General features: G+C 73.3%; 28 protein-coding genes. 16 read left to right on the top strand and 12 right to left on the bottom strand.

The genetic code is table 11. The features are described from left to right. Window positions 1-5: 5 nt before the first annotated feature. Window positions 6-398 carry a VOC family protein gene (locus tag HN031_RS11490; protein ID WP_172269977.1) on the bottom strand — a complete coding sequence of 131 codons (393 nt, stop codon included), beginning with the start codon at window positions 396-398 and terminating at the stop codon, window positions 6-8. Between the two features lie 135 nt (window positions 399-533). Here HN031_RS11490 and HN031_RS11485 point away from each other — a divergent pair, with 135 nt between their 5' ends. Next, window positions 534-1,196 (top strand): Type 1 glutamine amidotransferase-like domain-containing protein, encoded by a 663-nt coding sequence (locus HN031_RS11485; RefSeq protein ID WP_172269975.1) that lies wholly within the window; start codon window positions 534-536, stop codon window positions 1,194-1,196. An 18-nt stretch (window positions 1,197-1,214) separates the two neighbouring features. Here the strand turns inward: HN031_RS11485 and HN031_RS11480 are convergent, their stop codons facing one another. Beyond that, a complete protein-coding gene (locus HN031_RS11480; RefSeq protein WP_253943056.1) occupies window positions 1,215-1,802 on the bottom strand; it encodes a TetR/AcrR family transcriptional regulator in 588 nt (195 codons plus the stop codon). An 86-nt stretch (window positions 1,803-1,888) separates the two neighbouring features. On the opposite strand from HN031_RS11480, the gene HN031_RS11475 reads away from it, so the two are divergent. Next, window positions 1,889-2,605 carry an SDR family oxidoreductase gene (locus tag HN031_RS11475; RefSeq protein ID WP_172269971.1) on the top strand — a complete coding sequence of 239 codons (717 nt, stop codon included), beginning with the start codon at window positions 1,889-1,891 and terminating at the stop codon, window positions 2,603-2,605. A gap of 27 nt (window positions 2,606-2,632) precedes the next feature. Here the strand turns inward: HN031_RS11475 and HN031_RS11470 are convergent, their stop codons facing one another. Both HN031_RS11470 and HN031_RS22325 read right to left on the bottom strand, forming a co-directional pair. After that, a complete protein-coding gene (locus HN031_RS11470; RefSeq protein ID WP_172269969.1) occupies window positions 2,633-3,601 on the bottom strand; it encodes an FAD-dependent oxidoreductase in 969 nt (322 codons plus the stop codon). Between the two features lie 293 nt (window positions 3,602-3,894). Beyond that, window positions 3,895-5,094 carry a helix-turn-helix domain-containing protein gene (locus HN031_RS22325; protein ID WP_172269967.1) on the bottom strand — a complete coding sequence of 400 codons (1,200 nt, stop codon included), beginning with the start codon at window positions 5,092-5,094 and terminating at the stop codon, window positions 3,895-3,897. A 148-nt stretch (window positions 5,095-5,242) separates the two neighbouring features. On the opposite strand from HN031_RS22325, the gene HN031_RS11460 reads away from it, so the two are divergent. From HN031_RS11460 to HN031_RS11440, 5 genes are read left to right on the top strand one after another with little or no spacing between them, the layout of a single operon-like run. Continuing rightward, the gene (locus tag HN031_RS11460; protein ID WP_367650735.1) at window positions 5,243-6,004 is read left to right on the top strand and encodes an ABC transporter ATP-binding protein; all 762 of its coding nucleotides are present in this window, start codon (window positions 5,243-5,245) and stop codon (window positions 6,002-6,004) included. Beyond that, window positions 6,004-6,708 (top strand): ABC transporter ATP-binding protein, encoded by a 705-nt coding sequence (locus HN031_RS11455; protein ID WP_172269963.1) that lies wholly within the window; start codon window positions 6,004-6,006, stop codon window positions 6,706-6,708. Before HN031_RS11460 ends, HN031_RS11455 begins: the two co-directional genes overlap by 1 nt. Window positions 6,709-6,721: 13 nt before the next feature. Next, a complete protein-coding gene (locus tag HN031_RS11450; protein WP_172269961.1) occupies window positions 6,722-7,600 on the top strand; it encodes a branched-chain amino acid ABC transporter permease in 879 nt (292 codons plus the stop codon). Then, window positions 7,600-8,673, top strand: coding sequence for a branched-chain amino acid ABC transporter permease (locus HN031_RS11445; protein WP_172269959.1), 1,074 nt, complete (start codon window positions 7,600-7,602; stop codon window positions 8,671-8,673). Before HN031_RS11450 ends, HN031_RS11445 begins: the two co-directional genes overlap by 1 nt. Then, window positions 8,670-10,007 (top strand): ABC transporter substrate-binding protein, encoded by a 1,338-nt coding sequence (locus tag HN031_RS11440; RefSeq protein ID WP_172269957.1) that lies wholly within the window; start codon window positions 8,670-8,672, stop codon window positions 10,005-10,007. The genes HN031_RS11445 and HN031_RS11440 overlap by 4 nt, the downstream gene beginning before the upstream one ends. 21 nt (window positions 10,008-10,028) lie before the next feature. Here the strand turns inward: HN031_RS11440 and HN031_RS11435 are convergent, their stop codons facing one another. After that, the gene (locus HN031_RS11435; RefSeq protein ID WP_172269955.1) at window positions 10,029-11,066 is read right to left on the bottom strand and encodes a GNAT family N-acetyltransferase; all 1,038 of its coding nucleotides are present in this window, start codon (window positions 11,064-11,066) and stop codon (window positions 10,029-10,031) included. Further along, entirely contained in the window at window positions 11,063-12,751 is a 1,689-nt protein-coding gene (locus HN031_RS11430; RefSeq protein ID WP_172269953.1) for an ABC-F family ATP-binding cassette domain-containing protein, read from the bottom strand. Before HN031_RS11430 ends, HN031_RS11435 begins: the two co-directional genes overlap by 4 nt. 117 nt (window positions 12,752-12,868) lie before the next feature. Here HN031_RS11430 and HN031_RS11425 point away from each other — a divergent pair, with 117 nt between their 5' ends. After that, entirely contained in the window at window positions 12,869-13,090 is a 222-nt protein-coding gene (locus HN031_RS11425) for a hypothetical protein (RefSeq protein ID WP_172269951.1), read from the top strand. Between the two features lie 54 nt (window positions 13,091-13,144). Continuing rightward, window positions 13,145-14,404: an Nramp family divalent metal transporter gene (locus HN031_RS11420; protein ID WP_172269949.1), complete on the top strand. Its 1,260-nt coding sequence runs from the start codon at window positions 13,145-13,147 to the stop codon at window positions 14,402-14,404. Between the two features lie 75 nt (window positions 14,405-14,479). Here the strand turns inward: HN031_RS11420 and HN031_RS11415 are convergent, their stop codons facing one another. The 4 genes from HN031_RS11415 to mgrA all read right to left on the bottom strand — a co-directional run bounded on the left by HN031_RS11415 (window position 14,480) and on the right by mgrA (window position 18,904). Further along, on the bottom strand, window positions 14,480-15,583 hold the full coding sequence (locus HN031_RS11415) for a hypothetical protein (protein WP_172269947.1): 1,104 nt from the start codon (window positions 15,581-15,583) through the stop codon (window positions 14,480-14,482). A 132-nt stretch (window positions 15,584-15,715) separates the two neighbouring features. Further along, the gene (locus HN031_RS11410) at window positions 15,716-16,450 is read right to left on the bottom strand and encodes an N-acetyltransferase (protein ID WP_172269945.1); all 735 of its coding nucleotides are present in this window, start codon (window positions 16,448-16,450) and stop codon (window positions 15,716-15,718) included. Window positions 16,451-16,493: 43 nt separating this feature from the next. Continuing rightward, entirely contained in the window at window positions 16,494-17,873 is a 1,380-nt protein-coding gene (locus HN031_RS11405; protein ID WP_216652110.1) for an FAD-dependent oxidoreductase, read from the bottom strand. Continuing rightward, entirely contained in the window at window positions 17,870-18,904 is a 1,035-nt protein-coding gene (mgrA, locus tag HN031_RS11400) for an L-glyceraldehyde 3-phosphate reductase (RefSeq protein WP_172269943.1), read from the bottom strand. The genes HN031_RS11405 and mgrA overlap by 4 nt, the downstream gene beginning before the upstream one ends. 98 nt (window positions 18,905-19,002) lie before the next feature. Between mgrA and HN031_RS11395 the strand changes: the two genes are divergently transcribed. Genes HN031_RS11395 through HN031_RS11385 form a run of 3 tightly spaced genes read left to right on the top strand, consistent with a single transcriptional unit; the run spans window position 19,003 to window position 22,017 of the window. After that, complete coding sequence (locus tag HN031_RS11395) at window positions 19,003-20,247, top strand: cytochrome P450 (RefSeq protein ID WP_253943055.1); 1,245 nt, start codon at window positions 19,003-19,005, stop codon at window positions 20,245-20,247. Between the two features lie 48 nt (window positions 20,248-20,295). Continuing rightward, a complete protein-coding gene (locus tag HN031_RS22320; protein ID WP_172269939.1) occupies window positions 20,296-21,042 on the top strand; it encodes a sortase in 747 nt (248 codons plus the stop codon). A gap of 42 nt (window positions 21,043-21,084) precedes the next feature. After that, the gene (locus tag HN031_RS11385) at window positions 21,085-22,017 is read left to right on the top strand and encodes a phosphotransferase family protein (protein WP_172269937.1); all 933 of its coding nucleotides are present in this window, start codon (window positions 21,085-21,087) and stop codon (window positions 22,015-22,017) included. On the opposite strand, the gene HN031_RS11380 is transcribed toward HN031_RS11385, so the two are convergent. Beyond that, entirely contained in the window at window positions 22,014-22,610 is a 597-nt protein-coding gene (locus HN031_RS11380) for a class I SAM-dependent methyltransferase (protein WP_172269935.1), read from the bottom strand. The two genes, HN031_RS11385 and HN031_RS11380, sit on opposite strands and share 4 nt — an antisense overlap. Further along, on the bottom strand, window positions 22,603-23,439 hold the full coding sequence (gene truA, locus HN031_RS11375) for a tRNA pseudouridine(38-40) synthase TruA (protein WP_172269933.1): 837 nt from the start codon (window positions 23,437-23,439) through the stop codon (window positions 22,603-22,605). The genes HN031_RS11380 and truA overlap by 8 nt, the downstream gene beginning before the upstream one ends. Window positions 23,440-23,577: 138 nt before the next feature. Here truA and HN031_RS11370 point away from each other — a divergent pair, with 138 nt between their 5' ends. From HN031_RS11370 to HN031_RS11355, 4 genes are read left to right on the top strand one after another with little or no spacing between them, the layout of a single operon-like run. Next, a complete protein-coding gene (locus tag HN031_RS11370) occupies window positions 23,578-23,949 on the top strand; it encodes a metalloregulator ArsR/SmtB family transcription factor (RefSeq protein WP_172269931.1) in 372 nt (123 codons plus the stop codon). Beyond that, complete coding sequence (locus tag HN031_RS11365) at window positions 23,946-24,467, top strand: SRPBCC domain-containing protein (protein ID WP_253943054.1); 522 nt, start codon at window positions 23,946-23,948, stop codon at window positions 24,465-24,467. The genes HN031_RS11370 and HN031_RS11365 overlap by 4 nt, the downstream gene beginning before the upstream one ends. Beyond that, window positions 24,467-25,045 carry a maleylpyruvate isomerase family mycothiol-dependent enzyme gene (locus tag HN031_RS11360; RefSeq protein ID WP_172269929.1) on the top strand — a complete coding sequence of 193 codons (579 nt, stop codon included), beginning with the start codon at window positions 24,467-24,469 and terminating at the stop codon, window positions 25,043-25,045. The genes HN031_RS11365 and HN031_RS11360 overlap by 1 nt, the downstream gene beginning before the upstream one ends. Next, entirely contained in the window at window positions 25,042-25,641 is a 600-nt protein-coding gene (locus HN031_RS11355; RefSeq protein WP_172269927.1) for a dihydrofolate reductase family protein, read from the top strand. The genes HN031_RS11360 and HN031_RS11355 overlap by 4 nt, the downstream gene beginning before the upstream one ends. Window positions 25,642-25,650 lie beyond the last annotated feature (9 nt).

The raw sequence follows: 25,650 nt of genomic DNA, 5'->3' as shown, positions 1-25,650 counted from the left end.
CGCCCCTAGCTCGAGAACACCGTCAGGACCGACCCGTCGGGGTCTCGCATCCACGCCACCGCCAGGCCGTCCTGGCCGACCGAGACGAGGTCGTCGTCGAGGTCGAACGGCAGGTCGTCGGGACCGAGGAACGACACGCCGCGCTCGCGCAGGGTGCGGACGGTCGCGTGGACGTCGTCGACGCGGATGGTGGCGACCGGCCAGCTCGCCGATCCGGCGTCCGCGACGTCGGGCAGCAGGTTCAGCACCGTGCCGTGGTCGCCCGCGAGCACCCAGCCCCCTCCCGGCGCGGGGCTGCCCTCCAGCCCCAGCTGGTCCTCGTAGAAGGACCGGGCGCGGTCGAGGTCGGTCACGGCGATGACCGGGGCGATGTGGAAGGGCGCGGGACGCGAGGCCATCCCGGCACCGTACGCCCTGATGCCGCCCTGATGCCGCCCTGATGCTGTCGACCGAGCGTGCGTCCGGCGTAGCCTCCTCGCACGAAGCGGCGCTCCGTCCCGCCCGGCGGGACACCGACTGACCGGGGAGGCTCCATGAAGCTGTTGCTCACGTCCGGCGGGGTGACCAACCCCAGCATCCACGCGGCGCTGGTCGGGCTGCTGGGCGGGCCGACGACCGAGGCCACCGCGCTCTGCATCCCGACGGCGCAGTGGGGACATCCGATGTGCGGGCCGGTCTCGGCCCGGAACTCCGTGACGGGCGAGCCGCCGCACGGTGGCCTGGCGGCGCTCGGGTGGAAGGCGCTGGGGCTGCTCGAGCTGTCGGCGCTGCCCACGGTCGGCGCTGATCGGTGGGTGCCGTGGGTGCGGGAGGCCGACGTGCTGCTGGTCGACGGCGGCGACGCCACCTACCTGTGCCACTGGATGCGTGAGTCCGGCCTGGCCGACCTCCTCCCGGAGCTCACCGACACGGTCTGGGTGGGCGTCAGCGCCGGCAGCATGGTGCTGACCCCTCGCATCGGCACCGACTTCGTCGAGTGGGCGTCGGCGCCGGACGACCGCACCCTCGGGGTCGTCGACTTCTCGATCTTCCCGCACCTCGACGTCTTCCCGGAGAACACGATGGCCGACGCCGAGCGCTGGGCCGACGGGATCGACGGCCCGGCCTACGTCATCGACGACCAGACGGCGATCAGCGTCGACGGCGAGGCCGTGGAGGTCGTCTCCGAGGGCAGCTGGCGCCTCCTGGCGCCGTAGGCCCACCGGAGGTCTGCCTCACTCCCCCGCGGACGCTCCGGCGTCGTGTGGGCCGACCGGTGCCGGCAGCGCCGCCAGTGCCGTCTCGGCGATGCCGAGCAGGTCCTCGGTGGTGCCGCCGTCGCGGGCGCAGCCGGACATGCCGCGGAGGACGGCCACGACGAACGACGCGAGGTGCCCGGCGTCGGTCCCGGGGGGAAGGTCCCCGTCCCGCACTCCCTGCTCCAGGCGGTCCTCGAGTCGCTGGCGGAGGACCTCGCGCTGCGCGTCGAGACGCGGCTCGGTCAGCATGAGGCACCCGGGAGGCGTCGCGGCACCGGTGTGGGCGCGGGCGGTGTCCCGCAGGACCTGGGCGACCGCGTCGTGCGCGGACGGCAGCGCGAGGGCGCGCTCGACCGCCTCGCGGGTGCGCTCGAAGTAGACCGTCGACGCCTCGTCGAACAGGCGGACCTTGTCGCCGAAGGCGGCGTAGAGGCTCGGAGGCGTCACGCCCATCGCCGCGGTCAGCGTGGCCACGGACGTCCGGTCGAAGCCCGCTCGCCAGAACTCCCGGACGGCGACCGCCAACGCTGCCTCGCGATCGAAGCTCCGTGGACGGCCGGCCATGGGAACCATCGTAACGTATCGATCACTACGGAATGTGCTACGGTCGCGGTCGGCAATCAATAGTGACCACTACGGAATGGATCTCCATGGACATCAACGGCGCAGTCGTGCTCGTCACCGGCGCGAACCGCGGCATCGGCGCGGAGTTCGTCGAGCAGCTCAAGGCACGCGGAGCGGCCAAGATCTACGCGGCCAGCCGCAACGCCAGCGCCATCGACGCCGGAGGCGTCCACGCGCTCGAGCTCGACGTCACCGACGCGGCCCAGGTCGACGCGGCGGCGGCGGTCGCGACCGACGTCGACGTGCTCGTCAACAACGCGGGCGTCTCGACCGGCACCCCGCTCGTGAGCGGGGACGAGTCGACGATCCGGCGCGAGATGGACACCAACTTCTACGGTCCGCTGCTGATGACGCGCGCGTTCGCCCCGATCCTCGCGACGAACGGAGGAGGGGCGATCGTCAACGTGGTGTCGGCGCTGTCGTGGTTCACCCTGCCCGGCGCGGGTGCGTACGCCGCCTCGAAGGCTGCGGCGTGGGCCCTGACCGACAGCACCCGGCTCGAGCTCGCCGGGCAGGGGACGCACGTCGTCGGCGTCCACATGGGGCTCGTGGACACCGACATGGCCAAGGGCGTCGACGCCCCGAAGATCTCGCCCGCGGACCTGGCGAACGCCGGCCTCGATGCCGTCGAGTCGGGCGTGCAGGAGGTGCTGGCCGACGACTGGGCGCGGTTCGTGAAGTCCGGACTGGCCCTGGACCCGCAGGCGCGCTACGAGCGGATCCTTGCTGCCCTGGGGTCGTGAGCGACGTCTCCTGACAGGGCTGGGGGGCTAGTCCCCGGCAACCTCCGCCACCAGTGCGGCCACCTCGCGCGCACAGCCCCACCCGATCGTGATCCCCGAGCCGCCGTGGCCGTAGTTGTGCACGACCGGCACCTCCATCGAGTCCTCGACCAGCTCGACCCGGACCTCCGGTCGCCCAGGTCGCAGGCCCACGACTGTGTCGATGACCTCTGCGCCCGCCAGTCCGGGGGCGATGTCGGTGCACCGTCGGAGGATCGCCGCGGTCTCGGCAGGGTCCGGCTCGGTGCTCCAGCTGCCGACGTCCAGCGTCCCACCGAGGATGCAGTCCGCGGACCGGGGGTGCACGTACGCCCGACCGCCGGGGTGCTGCTCGTCGCGGACGGAGAGCGTCAGGCCGGGATTGGTGACCCGGACGATCTGCCCGCGGACGGGGTAGACGGTGTCGTCGTGCACGAGCGCGCCGGCACCCATGCCGGCCGCGTTCACGATGACGTCCGGGGCGAGGTCCAGCACGTCGTCCAGTCGTGCCACCCGCCGCATGACCCGGCTGGCTCCTGCTGCCAGCACCTGCTCGTGCAGGTGCGGCAGGTAGTCCGGCATCTCCACCAGGGGAACGGCGAACCGCAGCCCCCGCGCATAGCCGGGAGGCAGCTCGTCCGGGTCCGCCTCGCGCACCTCGCCGACCGCTGCCGCCCACGCAGGCTCGGGACGCGCGGGGTCGCGCGCATCGCGGTAGAGGACGAGCGACTCGCGCATCACCACGCCGGGGACGAGGGCCCTCGCCTCCGCCGACAGGATGTCGTACGTCGTCGCGCTCCAGCGCGCGACGGCGTCCGCCGGTCCCGCTGCGGTGGGGAACCACACCGCCGCTGCGAGGTAGGAGGTCGTGCGGTCGAGCGGGTCGCCGCTCACGACGGCGACGTCGTGGCCGTCCTGGAGCAGCAGGCGGGCACAGCTCAGACCGCTGACCCCGGCTCCGACCACCACCACGCGCACCTCTGGATGATGGCACGCAACCTCTCCACGTCCGCCCGTTGATCCGGGTGAGCTCCACCCGCCTCTCGGGCGTGAGCGTGTGCCGGTGGCCCGGGTCATGGATCCGGTGGTGGTAGGAGCAGAGCAGGATGCCGCGCCCGGGAATGGTGCGGCATCCCCTGTCCCGGATCGCCAGGGCGACCCGCTGGGACGGGGTGACGACGCGGCGCTTGCGGCCGACGCCGAGGACCTCGCTCCGGTCGCGGACGGTGGAGCGCGCCCGGCTCGACACAGCCGGCTCGCGACGAGGTCCCTCAGGTCTGGGCCGTCAGTGCCAGCCAGAGCAGCATCTTGTCGCGTGGGTCGGTGAGGTCGCGACCGGTGAGCCGCTCGATCTGCTTGATGCGGTACATGACGGTGTTGCGGTGGCAGTAGAGCTCCTCCGCGGCGTGGGTCGGCGAGCCGTCGTGGGCGAGCAGCGAGCGCAGAGTCTTGAGCAGGGTGTCGGCCTGCGGGTGGTCCAGCAGCGCACCGAACGCCTCGTGGATGAGCAGCGGCGTCACGTGCGAGTCGCCGGCCAGCAGCACCTCGGGCAGCCGGTCGGTGACCCCGACGACACCGCCGCCGACCGGGACCGTCCGTGCCGAGCGCATCGCCAGCTGGAACGCCGTGCCGAAGCCGTGGACGCCGTTGCTCGACGCGACGGCGATCCGCCCCTCGGCCGCCGGCTCGATGAGGGCGACGAGGCCGGGCTCGTCCGGCAGGCGACCGGAGAGGAGGCCGTAGGCCACGCCGGAGCGCACGTGCCAGTGCGAGCTGATGCCCTGGCGCTGCAGCTGGTCCTCGAGCCGGCCGACGGGGTCGCAGTCCCCCGGCTCGGCGATGACCACCACGCAGGCGACGGCGTCGCCGGGGCCGAGGCCGAGAGCCGCGCGTGCCGCCTCGGCGAAGGTGGGGTCGCCGCCCCGCCCGTCGGCGAGCCCGTCCATGACCGTCTGCTGGCGCTGCTGGTCCCGGCGGTGCACCCGGTCGCGCTCGCGGTGGTAGGCCTCGATCAGCACGGCACTCTGCACGTCGAGGTTCGACCACACCGCACGCGCCGCCACGAGGAGGTCGGTGTCCGGGACGTCGTCGGCACCGGCGCGACCGGCCGCCTCGGTGAGCGCCTCCCAGAGCACCCGCGCCCCCATCGTGTAGGCGTTGAGGACGAGCTCGAGGGGCACGCCCTGGCGCGCGCGCCGCCGTCCGGTCTCGCGCCACAGCTCGACGGCCGACGCCTTGGCGGAGTCGATCCCGGACAGCACCTGCAGTCCGCGGCGGATGTGCTCGCGGCAGGAGTGCCGGATGTCGTCGGGCAGGTGCTCGCTCATCTCGGCGTAGGCGTCGAGATCACGGGCCAGCAAGCGGGCCGAGATCATGTCGGCCACCTCGTCGGAGCGGTGCAGGATCGAGCGCCACGCCCGCTCGACGCGCTCGGCGGCCACCGTCGGCTCGTCGATCGCCCGGGTGTCCACGAGCCCACCGTGGCACCCGGTGCACACACATAGCCACCACCGGGCCCGAAATCGCCTCCGGTTCTGTGCTGCCCGCCCAATGTGCTGGCAGCCCGATCCGGTGACAGTGGTCCACGTCAGGTCCCGGACCGGGGAGGGTCGGCTGCACGTGGACGAGCTCGAGATGGACGCCATCACCGTGACCTTCGGCGGGCTCACCGCGCTCGACGACGTCGGCCTGCAGGTCGGTCCGCGGCAGGTGCACGGGGTGATCGGGCCCAACGGCGCCGGCAAGACGACGCTGTTCAACGTGGCGTGCGGCTTCGTCCAGCCCGACAGCGGCGAGGTCCGCCGCCGTGGCGAGCGCATCGACCCTCTGCGTCCCCGCGACCTGCCCGCGCTCGGCATGGCCCGGACGCTGCAGGGGCTCGGGCTGTTCGACCGGATGTCGGTGCTGGACAACGTGATGGTGGGGGCCGACCACCACGCCCGCTCCGGCTTCCTCGGCTCGCTGCTCGCCCTGCCACGGGCCGGCCGGGACGAGCGGGCGCTGCGCGACCGGGCCCGGGCGGTGCTCGGCGACCTCGGCGTCGCGGCGTACGCCGACCGCTACCCGCCGAGCCTGCCCTACCCCGTCCGCAAGCGGGTCGCCCTGGCCCGCGCGCTGGTCTCCGCGCCCGACGTCCTGCTCCTCGACGAGCCGGCGAGCGGGCTGTCGGCCGCCGAGATGGACGAGCTCGGCGAGCTGGTGACGGCGCTCGCGGCGACGACCTCGGTGCTCCTCGTCGAGCACCACATGGACCTCGTCATGCAGGTCTGCACGCAGATCACCGTGCTCGACTTCGGCCGCGTCATCGCGCAGGGAGTGCCCGAGCAGGTGCGCGAGGACCCGGCCGTGCTGGCGGCCTACCTCGGGGAGGAGGTCGGCTGATGCTCGCCATCACCGGCCTCTGTGCGGGCTACGGCCCCATCACCGCCCTCGACGACGTCACCCTCACCGCCCGCGAGGGCGAGATCACCGCCGTGCTCGGCGCCAACGGCGCCGGCAAGACCACGCTCCTGCGCACCGTCTCGGGGCTGCACCGCGCCCGCTCCGGGACGGTCGAGCTGGCCGGGCGCTCCCTCCATCGCGTGCCGGCCGAGCGGATGCCCGGGCTCGGGATGGCGCACGTGCCCGAGGGCCGCGGGGTCATCACGGAGCTGACCGTCGAGGAGAACCTGCGCCTGGGCGGCCTCGGGCGCGGCGGCAAGGTCGGCGGTGACGACCTCGACCGGGTCTACGACCTCTTCCCGGTGCTGGGCGACCGCCGGTCGGCGCTGGCCACGACGCTGTCCGGCGGCGAGCGGCAGATGCTCGTGGTCGGGCGCGCGCTCATGGCGCGGCCCACGATGCTGCTCCTCGACGAGCCCTCCTTGGGACTCGCGCCGCGGATCGTCGCGCAGATCTTCGGGCTGGTCCGCGACCTCGTCCGCGCCGACGGCCTCACCGTCCTGCTCGTGGAGCAGAACGCCCGCAGCGCCCTGTCCGTGGCCGATCGGGGCGTCGTGCTGAGCCTCGGTCGCGTGGTCGCCGACGCGCCGGCCGACGAGCTCGCCGGCGACGAGAAGCTCCGCCACGCCTACCTCGGATTCTGAGTCGGGAGACCCTGTGCAGCAGCTGCTCAACACCGCCCTCACCGGCCTGACGCTCGGCATGGTCTACGCGGCCTTCGCCCTGGCGCTGGTGCTGATCTGGCGCTCCACCCGCATCGTCAACTTCGCGCAGGCGCCGATGGCGATGGCCACCACCTTCGTGGCACTCGTGGTCATCGACGCCGGGTACGGCTACTGGCTGGGGTTCGCGGCCGCGCTGCTGTCCGGGCTCGTGCTCGGCGCCGTCCTCGAGCGCCTGGTCATCCGCCCGGCGGAGGGCGGCCCCGAGATCAACGCGGTGATCCTCACGCTGGGCCTGTTCATCGTGCTGCACGGCGTCGCGGCCGTCGTCTTCGGCAACCGCTACCGGTCGTTCCCCGCGCCGTTCGGGCTGCGCGGGTTCGAGGTCGGCGGCACGACCATCGCGCTCAACGGCTTCGGCGTCTTCACCATCGTCTCGGTGCTGGTCGTGATGGGCGCGCTCGTCGCTCTCTTCCGGTTCACCGACGTGGGCCTGCGGATGCGGGCGGCCGCCCTTGACCAGGAGGTCGCGCGACTGCTCGGCGTACGCGTGGGGCACATGCTCACGCTCGGCTGGGCGCTGGCGGCGCTGGTCGGCTCGCTCGCCGGCCTGCTCATCGCGGGCGGGAGCCTGGTCCACCCCTCCTACATGGACTCCGTCGTGGTCTTCGGCTTCGTCGCCGCCGTCCTGGGCGGGCTGGACAGCCCCCTCGGATCGGTGATCGGCGGGCTGGTGCTGGGCGTCTCGCTGAGCTTCGTCAGCGGCTACGTCGGCTCCCAGCTCGTGCCGCTGGCGGCGCTGGCCATCCTGATGCTCGTCCTGACGCTGCGCCCCGGCGGCCTGTTCGCCCACGCGCCGGAGCGGCGGGTCTGATGCGCGCCCGGCTCGGAGGGCTCTGGCGCTCCACCCTCGGCAGGCACCTGGTGGTGGCGCTGGCCGCACTCGTGGTGCTGGTCGTCGTGCTCGAGAGCGTCTCGGACTACCGCAACACGCAGCTCGCCGCCATGGCCTACCTCGGCATCGCGGCCGGCGGCCTGACCGTCCTCACCGGCACCAACGGCCAGCTGTCGCTGGGCCACGGCGCGCTGATGGCGGTCGGCGCCTACACCGCGGCCCTGCTCCTGCCCGACAGGGACACGTCGGTGCCGCTGAGCGTGGTCATCGTCGCCGCCGTCCTGACCACGCTGCTCGTCGGCACCGTGGTCGGGCTGGCCGCCGCACGCCTGCACGGGCCCTACCTCGCCGGCGCGACCCTGGCGCTGGCCGTCGCCGTCCCGGGCATCGCGCTCTACTTCAAGGAGACCCTCGGCGGCGAGCAGGGGCTGCCGGTGGTGATGCCCGAGATCCCCGTCTGGGTGCTCGACCTGGCCTTCTTCGTCACCGGTCAGGACCTCACCCGCTCGCGCTTCACGGCGTACGTCGCATGGCTGACGCTCGTCGTCGTCTACATGCTGCTCGCCAACCTGGGCGCCGGGCGCACCGGACGCCGGTGGCGCGCCGTGCGCGACGACGAGGTCGCCGCCGAGCTCGCCGGCATCGACCTGGGCCGGGCCCGGGTCTCCGCGTTCGTGGTCAGCGCCGCCGCGGCGGGAGCCGCGGGCGCGATCCTGGCGTTCACCGTCAAGCTCGCCGCGCCGAGCGCGTTCACGCTCACCCTGAGCCTCACGCTGCTCGCCGCGATCGTGCTCGGCGGCCTCGGCAGCCTGACCGGAGCGCTGATCGGGGCGGCGCTCCTGACCTTCCTCCCCGGCGTGGTCACCGACCTCGGCCGCTCGGCCGGGCTCGGGGACATCCGCGCGGCCGAGCTCGCGCCACTGGTCTACGGGCTGGTGATGGTCGCGGTCGTCCTCCTCGCCCCCGCCGGCATCGTCGGCTCCCTCCGGGGAGCGCTCGCGCATCGACGCAGCACCCACCGCAGCACCTCATCGAAGGGAACAGCAGCATGAGCAGACACAACCGGGTCGCAGGACCCCTGGCGGTCGCCCTGGCGGCCTCGCTCGTACTCGGGGCGTGCGGCGCCGGCGGGCGCGACGACTCCGAGGACGGGGACGGCAGCACCGGCGCCCCCGATCCGGGCGTCACCGACGACTCGGTCACCATCGGCGGGACCTTCCCGCTGACCGGCGTGGCAGCCCCGGGCTACTCGGAGATCCCCACCGGCGCCCAGGCGTACTTCGACTACGTCAACGAGGCCGGCGGCGTGCACGGCCGCACGATCGACTACATCGTCAAGGACGACGCCTACAACCCCACCAACACCAGCACGGTGACCAACGAGCTGGTGCTGCAGGACGAGGTCTTCGCCACCGTCGGCTCGCTCGGGACGCCGACCCAGGCCTCCGTCGCCGACTACCTCAACGACGAGGGCGTGCCGCAGCTGATGGTCTCCTCGGGCTCGCTCCAGTGGGGCGACGACGTCGAGGCACGGCCGCTGACGTTCGGGTGGCAGCCCGACTACGAGTCGGAGGGCAAGATCATCGGCCAGTGGGTCGCGGAGAACATGCCCGACGCGAGGGTCGGCCTCTTCCTCCAGGACGACGACCTCGGCGAGGACGCCGAGAAGGGCGTGCGCCAGTTCGTCGACGACCAGATCGTCGCCGTGGAGCGCTACACCTCCGGCAACACCGACGTCGCCCCCCAGGTCACCGGCCTGCAGGCCGAGAAGGTCGATCTCGTGCTCGCCTTCAACACGCCCTCCTACACCGCGCTGAGCCAGCTCGTGGCGCTCAAGACGGGCTTCACGCCGACGTGGTTCTACGCCAACATCGGCTCCGACCCGGCCCTGGTCGGCTCGCTGCTCGAGCGGTTCTCCGAGGGCGCGGTCGCCGGCGACTCGGCCGCGCTCGACGGGGTGATGACGAGTGAGTACATCCCCGGCATCGACAGCGCCGACGACCCGTGGGTCCAGCTCTGGCAGGAGGTGTGGGACGCCCACGGCGGCGAGGGCGAGCTCACCAACTACCGGATCTACGGCATGTCCCAGGCGTACGCCTTCGTGCAGGCGCTCGAGGCGGCCGGCGAGGACCTGACCCGCGAGGGACTCGTGGCGGCGATCGAGGAGGGTGGCGCCGACTGGGAGGGACCGCAGCTCGCGCCCTTCCGCTACAGCGCCGACAGCCACATGGGCATCGCCGGGATGCGCCTGGTGGAGCTGAAGGGCGGTGTGGGCGAGCCGCTCACGGACGTGCTGGTGACCGACATCGGTGACGCGGAGATCACCACCGACGACTCGGGGCAGGCCGACGACGCACCGCCGGAGGGCGGGGTGCCAACCAGCTGAGCACGGCCGGCTCGGGGACCCTCAGCCCAGCTTCTTCTGGAAGTCCCCGAGCCGCGCCACCGGGCGGAAGCCCAGGGCCTCGTTGACGCCGACCATGTGGGTGTTGACCTCGGCGTTGTAGGTCGTCACCCGCACGATGTCGGGACGCTCGCGCTGCAGGAGCCGGAGGTTCGCGACCTTGGTCGCCACCCCCAGGCGGTGCCCGCGGTGCGCCGGCCGCACCAGCGTCCCCCACTGGTAGGCCCGACCCGGCTCGTGGACGGTGGTCGCGAGGTCGGAGTAGGCGACGACCGCTCCGGAGGCGTCGAGCGCGACGGTGTTGTACTTCGTGCGGCCCTGCCGGCGCACGGTCTCCTCCCGGTCCCGCACGGCGTCGGTGCTCACGGCCTCCCGCTCCACCTCGAGCGCGCCGGTCGGCGCCTCGGTGACGAGCATGGACGTGATCTCGGCCCAGCCCTGGAGCAGCTCGTCGGGCACCGGCCCGGCCCAGGAGCGGAGCGTGTACGCCGTGTGGCGCGCCGCGGCCTCGTCGGCCAACCGTCGGAGCAGCGCGTCGTCCACGGGCAGGGCCAGCTCGCGCTGCACCTCCGACAGCGCCAGCTCGAAGCCCCGCGCCGCCGCGAAGCCCGGCCCGGAGCCGCCGGCGCCGTCCGAGCCCGCGTCGTGGGCCCAGGAGGCGAGGCCGGTGAGGATCCGCCGACCGCGCTGCCGGGCCACTTCCTCGAGCCGGGCGAGCAGGGCCGACCCCACGCCGCGCCGGCGGTGCACCGGGAGCACGTGGACGGCGACCTCGGCGAGCTCGAGGTTGTCGAGCAGCGGCGTCCGCATCCAGCCGGCGCCGACCACCTCGCCGTCGAGGACGGCCGACCAGCCCCCCAGCCACGCCTGGGTGGTCGTGCGCTGCATCATCGCGCGCACCTCCTCCAGCTGCCATGCCGTCGCGGCCGCTCCGAGCTCGAAGGTCTCGGCCACCGCGTAGACACCGTGCCAGGCGTCGAGCGCGGCGTCGTCGAACGGGTCGAGCTCGTGGATCTCGGGCGCGGCCGGTGAGGTGCTCATCGCGCGCGCGCCACCCGGCCCTCGTCCCACACGGGCCCGTCGGACTCGTAGACCTCGCCGTCCGCGCCGTAGACGAGGAACCGGTCGAAGCCGCGGGCGAACCACCGGTCGTGGGTCACCGCGAGCACGGTGCCGTCGAAGGCCTCGAGCCCCGCCTCGAGGGCCTCGGCCGACTGCACGTCGAGGTTGTCGGTCGGCTCGTCGAGCAGCAGCAGGGTGGCTCCGGACAGCTCGAGCAGCAGGATCTGGAAGCGCGCCTGCTGTCCGCCGCTGAGCGAGTCGAAGGTCTGCTCGCCGGCGTGGGCCAGCTCGTAGCGGTCCAGGACCCGGCTGGCCTGCTCACGCCCCATGCCGGCACGCCCGTCGGGCGAGCCGTCCCCGCGGTGCAGGATCTCCAGCAGCGTGCGCCCGCGCAGCTCCGGGTGCTCGTGGGTCTGCACGAACCAGCCCGGGCGGACCCGGGCACCCAGCTTGGCGGTGCCCGCGTGCGGCACCGGCTTGGGGGGATCCGTCACGGGCCGGTGCTCCACGTCCGGGTCGGACCCACCGGCCGCCAGCAGGCGCAGGAAGTGCGACTTGCCCGAGCCGTTGGAGCCGAGCACGGCCACCCGCTCGCCGTACCAGACCTCGAGGTCGAACGGCTTCATCAGCCCGGTGAGCTCCAGGTCGGTGCACACGACCGCGCGCTTGCCGGTGCGACCGCCCTTGAGGCGCATCGTCACCTGCTGCTCGCGGGGCTGCTCGATCGGCGGCCCGGCCTCCTCGAACTTGCGCAGCCGGGTCTGCGCGGCCCGGTACTGCGACGACATCCCGTCGTTGTACTCCGACTTGATCTTGAGCCGCAGCACGAGCGCCTTGATCTTCTCGTGCTCCTCGTCCCAGCGCCGGCGCAGCTCCTCGAAGCGCGCGAACCGGTCGGTCCGGGCCTCGTGGTAGGACGCGAAGTCGCCCGGGTGCGTCCACACGCGGTTGCCGGCGCTGCCGAGCTCGACGGTGACGATGCGGGTCGCGGTGTTGTTGAGCAGCTCGCGGTCGTGGCTGATGAACAGGATCGTCTTGGCCGACTCGCGGATGCGCTGCTCGAGCCAGATCTTGCCGGGCACGTCGAGGTAGTTGTCCGGCTCGTCGAGGAGCAGCACCTGGTCCGGTCCCTGGAGGAGGTACTCCAGCACCAGCCGCTTCTGCTCGCCGCCGGACAGGGTGGTCAGGGACCGGTGGCGGGCGCGGTCGAAGGGCAGCCCCATCGCCGCCGTGGTGACCTTGTCCCACACCACCTCGAGGTCGTAGCCACCGACGTCGCCGTAGTGGCCCAGCGCCTCGGCGTAGGCCATCTGCACCGGCTCGCTGTCGTCGTCCATCAGCCGCAGCTCCTGCGCCGCGACCTCCTCCGACCAGCGACGTACGTCGGCCGGCGCGACGGAGAGCAGGAGGTCGGCGACCGTCTCGTCGGCACCCCCGTGACCCACGAACTGACGCATCACCCCCAGCCCTCCGGAGCGCGTCACGACCCCCGCGTGCGGCTTGAGGTCGCCGGTGACGATGCGCAGCAGCGTCGTCTTGCCGGCGCCGTTGGCGCCGACCAGGGCGACCTTCTGCCCGTCGCCGACGCGGAAGCTGACGTCGTCGAGCAGCACCCGCCCGTCCGGCAGCTCGTAGCGCACTCCAGCGACGTCGACGTGTCCCACGTCGCAGGATTCTCCCCTGCCGGGTGGGACCGCGTCATCCGGTTTCCGCCGACCGTCGGCATGGGAGCGAGGGGCGCGGGTACTTCCCGGCCACACCCCACGACAGGAGCAGGGCACATGGGCGAGGGATCCGGGCAGGGCGCTGCCCCCGAGCAGCGCGACGGCACGACCGACCAGCACGCCGACGAGGGCGGGCGCCCGGAGGACGTCGGCGCCCTCGACGGCGCCGCGGCAGCAGGTAGCGCCGGCGCCGTGGGCTCCGGCGGCTCCGGCGGGCAGTCCGCCGACGACGGCGCCATCCCCACCGAGGGCCCGGACCCGACCATCGGTCCGGACTAGGTCCCGGGAGCGGGGCGCTGACAACTGGTCTGGACCGGTCCTAGGGTGAAGCGCATGGCTACCCAGACCCCCGAAGAGCAGGCCACCGTCCCGCGGTGGAAGGTGATCGGCCCCGGCCTCGTCGTCGCGGCCACCGGCGTCGGTGCCGCCGACCTCGTCGCGACCCTCATCGCCGGGCAGAAGTTCGGCTACGCGCTGCTGTGGTGCGTCGTGGTCGGCTGCGTCATGAAGATCGTGCTCGTCGAGGGCGCCGGGCGCTACTCGCTGGCGACCGGGCGCACGATCTTCCAGGGCTGGCGCTCCCTCGGCGCTTGGACGACGTGGTACTTCGCGCCCTACATCGTGCTGTGGGGCTTCGTCTACGGCGCTGCGGCCATGGCGGGCACCGGGCTCGCGCTCGCCGGGCTCCTCGGCGGGCTCTCGGTGACCTGGTGGGGCATCCTGTCCGGCCTGCTCGGCCTCGCGCTCGTGTGGACCGGCCGCTACAACGTCTTCGAGAAGGTGCTCGCCGCCCTCGTCGGCATCATGTTCGTCACGATGGTGGGCGCCGCGCTGCTCACCCTGCCCAACCTCGCCGACCTGCTGGCCGGCCTCGCACCGCGCATCCCGGACGGCGGCCTGGTCAACACCCTCGCGCTCGCCGGCGGCGTCGGTGGCACCATCACGCTGGCCGCCTACGGCTACTGGCTGCGGGAGAAGGGGTGGGTCACCCCGACGCACATGCGGGTGATGCGCATCGACAACACCGTCGCCTACGTCGTCACGGGGTTGTTCGTCCTGGCCACCCTGGTCGTCGGCGCCGAGCTGCTCTACTCCACCAGCGTCGCGATCGAGGAGGGCGACGCGGGCCTGCTCGACCTCGGCGTCGTCCTGCAGGACCGCTACGGCGAGTGGGCCGGCAAGCTGTTCCTGCTGGGCTTCTGGGCGGCCGCGATGTCGTCGCTCGTCGGGGTGTGGAACGGCGTGAGCCTGATGTTCGCCGACTTCATGACCAATGTGACCGGCGGCGACAGCGACGACCCGGACGCCCGCGCCGGCGGCAAGTGGTACCGCCTCTACATCCTGTGGCTCACGTTCCCGCCGATGACCATGATGTTCCTCGGCAAGCCGGTGTGGCTGATCCTCGCCTACGGCGTGCTCGGCGCGTTCTTCATGCCGTTCCTCGCCGTCACGCTGCTGTGGCTGCTCAACACCGACCGGACCCCGGCACAGTGGCGCAACAAGCTGCACTCCAACGTGCTGATGGTGATCATCGCGCTGGCCTTCGTCGCGCTGTGCGTCAACGAGGTGCGCAAGGCGGTCAGCGCTGCATGACACTGCCCCCGACCGGTGACGGTCGGGGGCAGCGCGGTGGGTGTTCGGCGACGGTGCTGCGGGTGGTGCTGCGGATCAGCCGGCGATGATCTCCGCGAGGTCCTCCTCGAAGAGCTCGATGACGCGCTCCGCGGAGAGCACGAGGCTCCTCGGCTTCGCAGCGGCCGCCAGGTCGGCGCCCCAGTCCGCGGCGCGCTCACGCTGCAGCGGGGTGCCGTGGTGGCCCGGGCTGGCGAAGGAGCAGTCGCCGACGCTGTAGAAGCTGAGCAGCGCGTCGGTGACCCGCTTGCTGTTGAGCGCCAGCCCCTTCTTGTGGGTGGCGTAGTAGGACGCCATGGCGTCGGCCATCAGCTCGGTGCGACGCGTCGCCTCGGCGGGGTCGGTCGGGCCGGTGTCGAACGTGCCGAGCTCGAACTGCACGTGGTGGGCGAACTCGTGGGCCATGATCACGCGCGGCCCCACGTCGCCGAGGCCGATGGCGTCGTACGCCTCGAGGATGCCGTCGCCGAAGACCAGCTTGTCGGGCAGGGCGGCGATGACCGGGTCGGTCTCGCCCTCGGCGGAGAAGGCGTACGCGTTGAGCGTCCAGAGCGGGTTGTCCTGGAACGCCTCGTCCTGCGCCTGCATGAAGGTGGCGACGGTCTGGGCCTCCTGAGCGATCGCCGCATCGGTCATCGGCGGCAGCTCGCCGGCGTCGACCATCGCCTCGAGGGTCCGCGCGATGCGGACGGGGTCGAGCAACGAGTCGCTGTGCATCGCCATCAGCTGGATGTCGTCGGACTCGATGTCCCAGAACCGCTGCAGGTCGCGGTAGGTGTTGCGCAGCTGCGCGGCGTGGGAGTCGAGCGCGTAGTCCGGGTCGCCGGCGGTGCCGAAGAACAGGGCGTCGTAGGTCGGCACCGACAGCAGGACGTCCTGGTGGGCGACGAGGAAGGCGAACTGTGCGTCCGACATCTCGGCGAAGAGCTGGTCGATGTAGCCGTCGAGGAGCGTCGGTGCGCACTCGCTGGGCGCGACGGCCTGCTCGAGGGCGTCCTTCGCCGGGAGGTCGACGAGGCGGTGCTGGGAGTGTGCGGCGCTGCTCGGCGCGGGGGCAGCGGTGGCGGTGGTCGCGACCATGCCGAGCGGCAGGAGGGTCCCGGCGGCGAGCGCCGCGGACCACTGGAGGGTTCTCTTCACAGGGGGTCTCCTCGAGATGTTCCCGGTCGCCGGGAGCGGCCGGGCGGAACGGGTGGTCGACCCAACGTAGGTCGGGCCCGGCGGGGTGGCGAGACCCCCTAGGGAGGGGGTGCGTCCTTTCCCGGAGGCAGGTCAGGCGCCGGTCGGGTGCCGGACCCAGACGTTCGGCTCGACGTACGTCGCCGTGCCGTGCTCGGCGTCGCACAGCACCGGCGCCAGCGCGCCCGGCACCTCCACCGGCCCCGTCCGGTCGAAGGGCAGGCCGGTCCACGCGCGCCACTCCGCGACCGTGCCCGGGATGACCATCGAGCGGGGCGCCACGCGGTCGATGCGACCGCCCGCGCGCACGTGGACGCGCAGCCAGGGGTCGACCGGCAGCCCGTCGTCGCGGGTGCGGGCGGCGTACGCCGCCATCGGCTCGCGAACGTCGGTCTTGCCGTTGGGTCGCACCGGCGCCACCAGCTCGCGGAAGCCCAGCCGGCCAGCGTTGTCGCGCAGCGCGGCGACGATGCGCCCGGAGAGGCCCGCGCCCTGGAGGGCCGGCTCGACGGCGATCTCGACGGCCGACACGACGTCCGGCTCCTCCCCGCGGAGCCGGGTCAGCAACGCGTCCTGGATGGCGCCGTCCCAGCCGGCGTCCGGGAGCTCGCCGTCACCGAGCCGGAAGGGCACCGAGTGCGCCTTCGCGACCTGCCGGCCCGTCTCGTCGAGGCAGACCAGCACGAACTCGTCGAACGCGTCGAGGGCGTCGTAGTAGGCGTTGCCGATCGGGTCGTGCTTCATGAGCTCCGGCCACGACGTCTCCATGTCCCAGAAGGTGTCCCTGAGGTCCGGGCGCGCGGCGAGGGTGACGATCTCGAGGTGCATGGCGCCATCCTCGCCGAGCCGGGCGCCGCGGCGCCCCTCGATCTCAGAGCCGCTCGGCGACCCGGCGCGCCGCGATCTGCAGGACCTCCCAGGCCGTCGCGAAGGGGGGTGCGTAGGCCAGGTCCATCCAGGCCAGGTCGTCCACGGTGCCACCGGCCCAGAGCACGGCGGCCGCCGCGTCGACCCGCTTGCCGGCGCCGTGGCCCCCGACGACCTGCACGCCGAGCAGCCGTCGCGACGACCGGTCGGCCATCACCCAGATGGCGATCGGCTCGGCCTCGGGCATGTAGCCGCTCGCGGTCGTGCCCTCGGTGAGCAGCGCCACCGGGTCGAGCCCGGCCGCCTCGGCGTCGCGTCGTGACAGCCCGGTCCGGGCGATCTCGAGGTAGACCTCGCCGAGGGCGAAGCGGGTGATGGAGGAGTCGACCATGCCGTCGAAGGAGAGGGTGCCCCCGGCGAGGCTGTCGCCGAGCGCCCGGCCGTGCTTGGCGGCATGGGTCCCGAGCGGGCGGAACACCCACGTGTCGTCGATGCGGCGGCGCACCTCGCAGCAGTCGCCCGCCGCCCAGAGGTGCTCGGCCACCCGACCGTGGGGGTCGGGTCGCAGCGCGCCGTTGTCGGCCATCTCGACGCCGCTGCCCGCGAGGAAGCCCGTCGCGGGGCGCACGCCGATCGCCACCACCACCAGGTCGGCCTCCCGGCTGCCGCCCTCCCACTGCACCCCGGTCACCCGGCCGTCGACGACGTCGACACCGGTCACCTCGACGCCGAGCACCACCTCCGCGCCCGCCTCGCACAGGGCCAGGTCCACGCGCTCGGCCAGCTCGTCCTCGAGCATCGACATGCCGCGGCCGCGGGTGAGGACGGTGACGCCGAAGCCGTGCCGCATGGCCGCCTCGGCGACCTCCACGCCGACGTAGCCGGCACCGACCACGACGACGTGCGCGCCGTCGCCGGCAGCGGCGAACCGCTCCCGCCACGCCGCCCCGTCGTCCAGCGTCTTGACGACGCCGATGCCGTCCCAGCACGCGCCGTCGGGTCCGAGCGCCCAGTCGGGCACGGAGGCCGGGGCCCCCGTGGCGACGACGAGCTCGTCGTAGGCCACCCGCTCGCCGTCGGCGGTGGTGACCGTCCGTGCGGCCAGGTCGGCGGCGACCACCTCGACGCCGAGGCGCAGGTCGATCCCCGCCTCACGGTGCTCGTCCGCGGTGCGGGCCACCAGGTCGTCGCCGCTGCCGACGTCCCCGGCCATCCAGTAGGGGATCCCGCAGGCGCTGTAGGACGTGTGGGTGCCCTTGTCGAGCACGGTGACGGCGAGCTCGCGCCCCGTCCTGCGCGCAGTGCGCAGCGCCTGGTGGGCCGCCGACATGCCGGCCGCGTCGGCACCCAGCACGAGCACCCGGGTGGGAGCGCTCGCGCTCACTGCTCCGTCTGCTTCGCCCAGAGGTTGATCCCCGACTCGACGGCGTAGCGGTCGATCTCGGCGCGGTCCACGCCGGTGAGCGGCGGCCCGGAGAGCGCGTTGAGGTTGGTGTCGAGCTGCTCCACGCTGGAGGCGCCGATCACCGCGCTGGTGACGCGCTCGTCGCGCAGCACCCACTGCAGCGCGAGCTGGGCGAGCTCCTGGCCGCGGCTCCGGGCGATGCCGTCGAGCGCGCGCACCCGCTCGAGCACGTCGTCGTCCAGACCGGTCATGGTCGAGTCGGCGCGCGCGGCGCGCGAGTCCTCGGGGACGCCGTCGAGGTAGCGGTCGGTGAGCAGGCCCTGCGCCAGCGCGCTGAACACGATGCAGCCCATGCCCTGCTGCTCGAGCTCGTCGAGCAGGCCACCCTCGATCCACCGGTTGAGCAGCGAGTAGGACGGCTGGTGGATCAGCAGCGGCGTGCCGAGGTCGCGGGCGATGGCGGCCGCCTCGCGCGTGCGCACCGCGGAGTAGGAGGAGATGCCGACGTAGAGCGCCCGCCCCGACCGGACCGCGGCGTCGAGCGCCATCATCGTCTCCTCGACGGGCGTCTCCGGGTCGAAGCGGTGGCTGTAGAAGATGTCGACGTAGTCGAGGCCGAGCCTCTCGAGCGACTGGTCGAGAGAGGCGAGGACGTACTTCCGCGACCCGCCGCCCTGGCCGTAGGGGCCGGGCCACATGTCCCAGCCGGCCTTCGTCGAGATGACCAGCTCGTCGCGGTAGGGCTTGAAGTCGTCCTTGAGGTAGCGGCCGAAGTTCTCCTCGGCGCGGCCGTAGGGCGGTCCGTAGTTGTTGGCCAGGTCGAAGTGGGTCACCCCGCGGTCGAAGGCGCGCCGCAGGATCGCCCGCTGCGTCTCCTCGGACCGGTCCGTGCCGAAGTTCTGCCACAGCCCCAGCGAGATGGCCGGCAGCTTGAGGCCGCTCCTCCCGGAGGCGCGGTAGTGCATGCCCGTGGCGTCGTCGTACCTGTTCTCCGCTGCTTCGTAGGCCATGGCCCCATCCTGCCGGGTCCGGGGTCGGGGGTCTCCCCGAGCGCGACTCGGGGTCATGCCTGATGGCACGAGGCGCCGCGACACGGTTGACTTGCCCCATGCCAGTCTCCCTGCGCCGTGCGGCCCTCCGGGTGGCCGTGTCGTCGGCCCGCCGGGTGCCGGCGAGCATCCGCTACCCGCTGCAGCGCGACGGCGTGGATCCGGTGCCGCGGCTGGAGGAGAGCCGGCGCGAGGGCGACGTGGTCCAGCTCGCGCGGCTGCTCGGCACCCGCGTCTGGCTCGTCACCGGCTACGACGTCGCCCGGTCCGTGCTCGCGGACTCCGACGCCTTCGCCAACGACGTGCGTGCCCTCATCGGCCGGCAGGACCGCGCACCCGCCGAGCGGATCGGCGGTCTCGGGATGACCGACCAGCCCGACCACGGTCGGCTGCGCCAGGTCCTCACCCCCTACTTCACCCGTCGGCGGCTGGCCGAGCTGCAGGACGACATCGACCGGGTGGTCGGCGCCGCGCTCGACGACATGGCCGCCCACGGCCCCGAGGTCGACCTGGTCGAGCGCTTCGGCTTCCAGGTGCCCTTCGGCGTGATCTGCGACCTGCTCGGCATGCCCGACGTCGACCGGCAGGCCTTCCGACGCCGGGGCGCGGCACGCTTCGACCTCCGCGACGCCGGCGCCGGCATCTTCGACACCGCCGCCGGGACCCGGCAGTTCCTCATCGACCTCGTCGCCACCGAGCGCCGCGACCCCTACCTCCCCGACGGGATCATGTCGCGGATGGTCGCCGACCACGGGGCGGACTTCGACGACGTGGAGCTCGGCGGCCTCGCCGACGGCGTCTTCCTGGGCGGCTACGAGACCAGCGCCAGCATGCTCTCCCTCGGCACGTGGGTGCTGCTGCAGCACCCCGAGTCGTGGCAGGTGCTCCGCCGCGGCGACCCGCGCGAGGTCGACCTCGTCGTCGAGGAGCTGCTGCGCTTCGTGTGCCCGGTGCAGGTCGCCTTCCCCCGCGTGGCCCGCCGCGAGCTGCGCGTCGGGGACCGCACGGTGCGCGAGGGCGACATCGTCGTCGTCTCCCTCACCGGCGCGGGGCGCGACCCGGCCCGCCACGTCGACCCCGCCCGCTTCGACCCGACGACCGCCGCCGCGGGCACCCTCGCCTTCGGGCACGGCCTGCACCGCTGCGTCGGCGCCGAGCTCGCCCGGATGGAGCTGCGGACGGCGCTGGTCGCGCTCGCGCGGCGGTTCCCCGACCTCGCGCTGGCCTGCGACCCCGCCGACCTCGCCTTCACCGAGCTCGCCGTGGTCCACGGCGTCGAGCGGCTGCCCGTGCACCTCGGCTGACCGGCCACCCGCGCGCGCGCTGCCCACCCGCTCCGTACCGTGGAGCGGGTGGCAGGCAGGTTCGGCGTCCTCCTCGCCGCGGTCGTGGCAGTGGTCGTGGCCGCGGCCGCGACGTCCTGCGCGGCGGACGTGACCCGCGAGTCGTCGCCGTCGCCCGCCGAGCGGCGTACGACGAGCGCACCCCCGGCTGCCCCGGCGTCCCCGGAGGCCCCGGCTCCCGCCAGCACCCCCACCGCCGGTCCCAGCACGAGCCCGACCGCCGATCCCGAGCCCGAGCGTCCCGAGCCACGGCGCTCCTTCGTCACCATCCCGGCCATCGGTCTGCGCGACTTCCCGGTCGTCCGCTACCGGGGCTCCCCCGACGACGCGCCCGGCACCGCGCTGCAGAACGCGGGCGAGATGGCCTCGCCGCGCGGGCCGCGCGGCGGCACGGGACCCGGCGAGGTCGGCAACTTCATCGTCACCGGCCACCGGCTCACCGGGACCGCTCCCCTGCGCCAGTCCCCCTCGCTGCGCCCCGGTGACCGGATCCTGGTCCGCACCGGCGACACGGTCCACGTCTACGAGGTCCGGCGCACCCGCTGGACGTCGTTCCGTGAGCCGGCGTCGCTGCGCGCGCAGCGGGCACCGGTCCCCGGTCGGCCGGGGCAGGCCGCCAGCCGGCCGATGATCACCGTGTCGACCTGCGCCACCCTCGAGGACCACGCCAACGGCAACTACTGGTCCGACCGGTTCGACAACCCCGAGCACCGCATCGACAAGATCGGCGTCCTCGTCGCGACCCGGCCCGCCTGAAATCCCGTTGTCCGGCGCTCCGCCCGCGCGGTTGGATGCGGCATGGACGCCCTCGAGCAGCGCTGGCGGGACCCCGCCTTCCTCGCCGCCGCGCACACCTGGATCGACGCGAGGCTGCGCGAGCTGGGCCGGTCCCGCACCGGGGAGGTCTCGCAGCCGCACGTCACCGGGTGGTCGACCGCGATGCGCGTCCCGACCGGCGACGACGTGGTGTGGTTCAAGGCCAACGACGAGGCCATGGTCCACGAGGCCGCGGTCCTCGACCTGGTCGCCTCCCGCTCGCACGGTCGTGTGCCGGCGCCGCTCGCGTACGACCCCGCCTCCGGGTGGATGCTCCTCGCCGACGCCGGGACGCGGCTGCGCGACGTCATCCCCGAGGAGCGCAGCCTCGAGCGCTGGCACGACGTGCTCGAGGCCTGTGCGCGCATCCAGATCGCCTGCGAGGGCGACGTCGACGCGCTGCTCGACCTCGGCCTGCCGGACCGTCGCCTCCCCACGCTGCCGGGGGCGTACGCCGACCTGCTCGCGGCCGTCGACGACACCGACCCCCGGCTGCCGGGCCCCGACGCGATCGAGGACCTCTGCGACCGCCTCGCCGCCTTCGGCATCCGCGAGACCGTGCAGCACGACGACCTGCACGACGGGCAGGTCTTCCTCGGCACCGGCACGCACCTGCTGCTCGACTGGGGCGACGCGTGCGTCTCGCACCCGCTCTTCACCCTCGCCGTCACGCTCGAGGGCGTCATCGCCTGGGGCGTGGACGACGAGGAGGACTCCGAGGACCTCGGGCCGCACCTCGACGCCTACCTGCGCCCCTACGAGGCGGCGTACGACCTGGCTCCCGCCGACCTGCATGAGGCCGCCCGGATCGGGACGAGGCTGGGTTGGGTGTGCCGCGCGATCAACGGCGCGCTGCCGCAGGACCCCGGCAGCACCCGCACCCGGCTGCGGATGTTCCTCGACGGCAAGCCCTAGCCGCGGCGCGTCTCCAGCACGCGGAAGCCCTTGCTGCTGGCCAGCCGCTCGGTCGGCCAGCCCTGCTCGGTGAGCCAGCGCTGGAGCGAGTCGCCCCCGAGGTTCTTGCCGACCACCATCACCATCCGGCCACCCGGCGCCAGGCGCGGCAGCCAGGTGAGGAGCAGCTCGTGCAGCGCCTCCTTGCCGATGCGGATCGGCGGGTTCGACCAGATCTCGTCGAACACCTGGTTGCCGGGCACCTGCGCGGGCAGGCAGGCCACGAAGCGGGGGTCGAGCCCCGCCGCGCGGGCGTTGTCGTTGGCCAGGAGCAGCGCCCGCTCGTTGACGTCGACGCCGATGACCGACGACAGGGGCACCGCGGCGGCGATGGCCAGGCCGATCACGCCGTAGCCGCACCCGAGGTCGAGGAACTGCCCCTGCACCGGGGGCTCCAGCTCGCGGAACAGCACCGCGGTCGCGTGGTCGAGGTGGCCCCTGCTGAACACGCCCGAGCCGGTGTCGAACGTCAGCTCGTGGCCCCACAGCTCGGCGGTGAAGGACTCCCGCTCGAACGGGACGCTCGGGTCGGCGGAGAAGTAGTGCTCAGGCATCAATCGCCTCTCGTCGGGCGCGGGCCCGGTCGGCCTGCGCGGACAGCTCGTCGTCGTCGGGGTAGCCGACCTCCTCCAGCGTGAGGCCGTGGGCGTGCAGCACGCGTACGCCGGCGTCGCGCCGACGGCCGGCCATCACCTCGGCCGGCCAGGTGGCCGGCTGTCGTCCCTCGCCGACCGCGACGAGGCTGCCGACCAGTGCCCGCACCATGTTGTGGCAGAAGGCGTCGGCACGCACCGCTCCGACCACCAGCCCCGACGCGTCGCGGCTCCAGCCCAGCTCGAGCAGGGTCCGCACGGTGGTGGCGCCCTCGCGCTGCTTGCAGAATGCGGCGAAGTCGCGCAGCCCGACGAGCGGGGCGGACGCCTCGTTCATCGCGGCGACGTCGAGCCGGCGCCCCCACTCCAGCACGTGGCCGCGCACGAGCGGGTCGGCGAGCTCGCGGTCGTCGGCGATCCGGTAGGCGTAGCGGCGCCAGGTCGCGGAGAAGCGGGCGTCGAACCCGACCGGCGCCTCGCGCACCCGGCGTACGCGCAGGTCGGGCGGCAGGATCCCGTCGACCCGGCGGGCCAGGGCCTCCAGCGGCGGATCGGTCGACCGGCCGGCGGACGCCTCGACGACCTCCCGGTCCACGTCGACGTGCGTCACCTGCCCGCGGGCGTGCACCCCTGCGTCCGTCCGCCCCGCCACGGTGACCCGCAGCTCCGGCAGCCGCAGGGCGGTGGCGAGGGCCGCCTCCAGGGTCGCCTGCACGGTCCTCCGCCCCGGCTGGGCGGCCCAGCCGGAGAAGTCGGTGCCGTCGTAGGCACAGTCGATCCGCAGGCGCACGCAGCGATCCTAGGCGGGGGCGCCGGCGGGCCCCACGGCGCCCGGCCGCCGTCGGAACCCGTATTCAATCCGAGGGTTGACAACCCGCGGACTAGCGGCCTACCGTCTATTCAACCAATCAGTTGAAGAAGGTGCTCCGTGACCGACCAGCTCTCCCGTGTCTTCGCCGCTCTCGCCGACCCGACCCGCCGCGACATGGTGGCCCGCCTCACCGAGGCCGACCACACCGTCAACGACCTGGCGGCGCCCTACGACGTGAGCCTCCAGGCGGTCTCCAAGCACCTCAAGGTGCTCGAGGACGCCGGCCTGGTGAGCAGGACCCGGGAGGCGCAACGGCGGCCGGTGCACCTGGAAGCCGAGGTGTTCGACCTCATGACCAGATGGATCGAGCGCTACCGCCGACGGGCCGAGGAGCGCTTCTCGCGCCTCGACGCCGTGCTCGCGCGGATGCAGGACGACGACGACCCCGCCCACGAGGGCGACAACCCGACGGAAGGAACCGCATCATGACCACCATGCAGACCCCCGACACGACCACCCGCTTCCCGGAGGCGCAGATCCTGGCCGACGAGCACGTGCCCGCGATCCACATCTGGCGCGACTTCGACGCCACTCCGGCGCAGCTGTTCCGGGCGCACACCGAGGCCGAGATCTTCGCGCAGTGGGTCGGCCCTCAGGACGTCGGCACCGACGTCACCCACTGGGATGCTCGCGACGGCGGCAGCTGGAGCTACTCCGTGCGCGGCACCGACGGGCGCCAGGAGTTCGAGACCTCCTTCCGCGGCTGCTTCCACACCGTGCGCGAGGACCGCCTCGTCCAGACCTTCACCTGGGACGGCATGCCCGACGCGGTCTCGCTGGAGACCATGACCTTCGAGGACCTCGGTGACGGCCGCACCCGGCTGCACGCGTTCAGCCTCTGCGACTCCTTCGAGGGTCGGGACGCCTGGCTGCGCAGCGGCATGGAGACCGGCGTCAACGACGGCTACGCCGCGATCGACCGGATGCTGGCGGAGGGCTCGCTCTGATGTCGCTGCCCGAGTCCCCGGCCGCCCGGCACGAGGCGGTGGCCGGGGAGTTCTCCCGGCTGGTGGATCGGACGACCGACTGGGCGGCGCCCGCGCCGGTCGACGGCTGGACGGCCCTCGACGTCGTCGAGCACCTCGTCACGTGGTTCCCCGGGTTCCTGGCCGGAGGTGGTGTGGAGCTGCCGTCCGGCCCGCCGGTCGCCGACGACCCCGCTGCCGCCTGGCACCACCAGGCCGGCGCCGTCCAGGCGCTCGTCGAGGAGCGCGGCGAGGAGGCGTTCAGCCACCCCCGCGCCGGCACGCACCCGCTCGGGCAGGCGGTCGACCGGTTCTACACCGCCGACGTCTTCATGCACTCGTGGGACCTCGCCCGCGCGACCGACCAGGAGCCGCGGCTCGACCAGGACGTCGCCGGGCAGATGCTGGAGGGGATGCGGCCCATCGAGGCGATGCTCCGCGACTCGGGGCAGTACGGCCCCGCGGTGCCCGTGCCCGACGACGCGGCCCCCGTCGAGCAGCTGATGGGCTTCGTCGGCCGCGACCCGGCATGGCGCCCGCCCGCGGGAGGCACGTCGTGAGCAGAGTGGTGCTGCACGCGGTCGTCTCGGTGGACGGCTTCGTCGCCGACCCCCACGACGATCCCGGCCCCCTGTTCGACTGGTACTTCAATGGCGACCAGCCCCTGACCGCGCAGGACATGGCCGATCCCGCGCCGGGCGGTCTGCGGGTGTCCCGGACGTCGTACGACTACGTCAGGCCCGAGTGGGACGCCACCGGGTGCATGGTGATCGGCCGACGGCTCTTCGACATCACCGACGGGTGGGAGGGCCGCCCACCGACCGGCGACCACGTGGTCGTGGTCTCCCACCGCTCCAGGCCCGACGGCTGGCACCCGGAGGCGTCCTACCACTTCGTCGACGACGTGACGGCCGCCCTCCGCACCGCGCAGGAGCTCGCGGGCGACGGGACGATCGCGGTGGCAGCGGGCGACGTGGGTGGGCAGGCACTCGCCCTCGGTCTGGTCGACGAGGTGGCGATGGACGTCGCACCCGTCGTGCTGGGCACGGGCAAGCGGTTCTTCGGCTCGCTCGAGGCCCAGCAGCTGCTCGAGGACCCGCACGTCGTCATCCAGGGCGACCGGGTGCTGCACCTGCGGTTCCGCGTCCGCCGCTGAGCGTCGCCC

Source organism: Nocardioides sp. zg-1308 (assembly GCF_013155375.1).
Lineage (GTDB): Bacteria > Actinomycetota > Actinomycetes > Propionibacteriales > Nocardioidaceae > Nocardioides > Nocardioides renjunii.
Note: the sequence above shows the minus strand (reverse complement) of the source record. Positions and strands in the feature narration are given on the sequence as shown.

Excerpts from the sequence above, each read along its gene's own strand:
- HN031_RS11490 (WP_172269977.1), bottom strand. The coding sequence starts at position 398 with ATGGCCTCGCGTCCCGCGCCCTTCCACATCGCCCCGGTCATCGCCGTG.
- HN031_RS11485 (WP_172269975.1), top strand. The coding sequence starts at position 534 with ATGAAGCTGTTGCTCACGTCCGGCGGGGTGACCAACCCCAGCATCCAC.
- HN031_RS11480 (WP_253943056.1), bottom strand. The coding sequence starts at position 1,802 with ATGGCCGGCCGTCCACGGAGCTTCGATCGCGAGGCAGCGTTGGCGGTC.
- HN031_RS11475 (WP_172269971.1), top strand. The coding sequence starts at position 1,889 with ATGGACATCAACGGCGCAGTCGTGCTCGTCACCGGCGCGAACCGCGGC.
- HN031_RS11455 (WP_172269963.1), top strand. The coding sequence starts at position 6,004 with ATGCTCGCCATCACCGGCCTCTGTGCGGGCTACGGCCCCATCACCGCC.
- HN031_RS11445 (WP_172269959.1), top strand. The coding sequence starts at position 7,600 with ATGCGCGCCCGGCTCGGAGGGCTCTGGCGCTCCACCCTCGGCAGGCAC.
- HN031_RS11440 (WP_172269957.1), top strand. The coding sequence starts at position 8,670 with ATGAGCAGACACAACCGGGTCGCAGGACCCCTGGCGGTCGCCCTGGCG.
- HN031_RS11435 (WP_172269955.1), bottom strand. The coding sequence starts at position 11,066 with ATGAGCACCTCACCGGCCGCGCCCGAGATCCACGAGCTCGACCCGTTC.
- HN031_RS11425 (WP_172269951.1), top strand. The coding sequence starts at position 12,869 with ATGGGCGAGGGATCCGGGCAGGGCGCTGCCCCCGAGCAGCGCGACGGC.
- HN031_RS11420 (WP_172269949.1), top strand. The coding sequence starts at position 13,145 with ATGGCTACCCAGACCCCCGAAGAGCAGGCCACCGTCCCGCGGTGGAAG.
- HN031_RS11410 (WP_172269945.1), bottom strand. The coding sequence starts at position 16,450 with ATGCACCTCGAGATCGTCACCCTCGCCGCGCGCCCGGACCTCAGGGAC.
- mgrA (WP_172269943.1), bottom strand. The coding sequence starts at position 18,904 with ATGGCCTACGAAGCAGCGGAGAACAGGTACGACGACGCCACGGGCATG.
- HN031_RS11395 (WP_253943055.1), top strand. The coding sequence starts at position 19,003 with ATGCCAGTCTCCCTGCGCCGTGCGGCCCTCCGGGTGGCCGTGTCGTCG.
- HN031_RS11385 (WP_172269937.1), top strand. The coding sequence starts at position 21,085 with ATGGACGCCCTCGAGCAGCGCTGGCGGGACCCCGCCTTCCTCGCCGCC.
- HN031_RS11380 (WP_172269935.1), bottom strand. The coding sequence starts at position 22,610 with ATGCCTGAGCACTACTTCTCCGCCGACCCGAGCGTCCCGTTCGAGCGG.
- HN031_RS11365 (WP_253943054.1), top strand. The coding sequence starts at position 23,946 with ATGACCACCATGCAGACCCCCGACACGACCACCCGCTTCCCGGAGGCG.
- HN031_RS11360 (WP_172269929.1), top strand. The coding sequence starts at position 24,467 with ATGTCGCTGCCCGAGTCCCCGGCCGCCCGGCACGAGGCGGTGGCCGGG.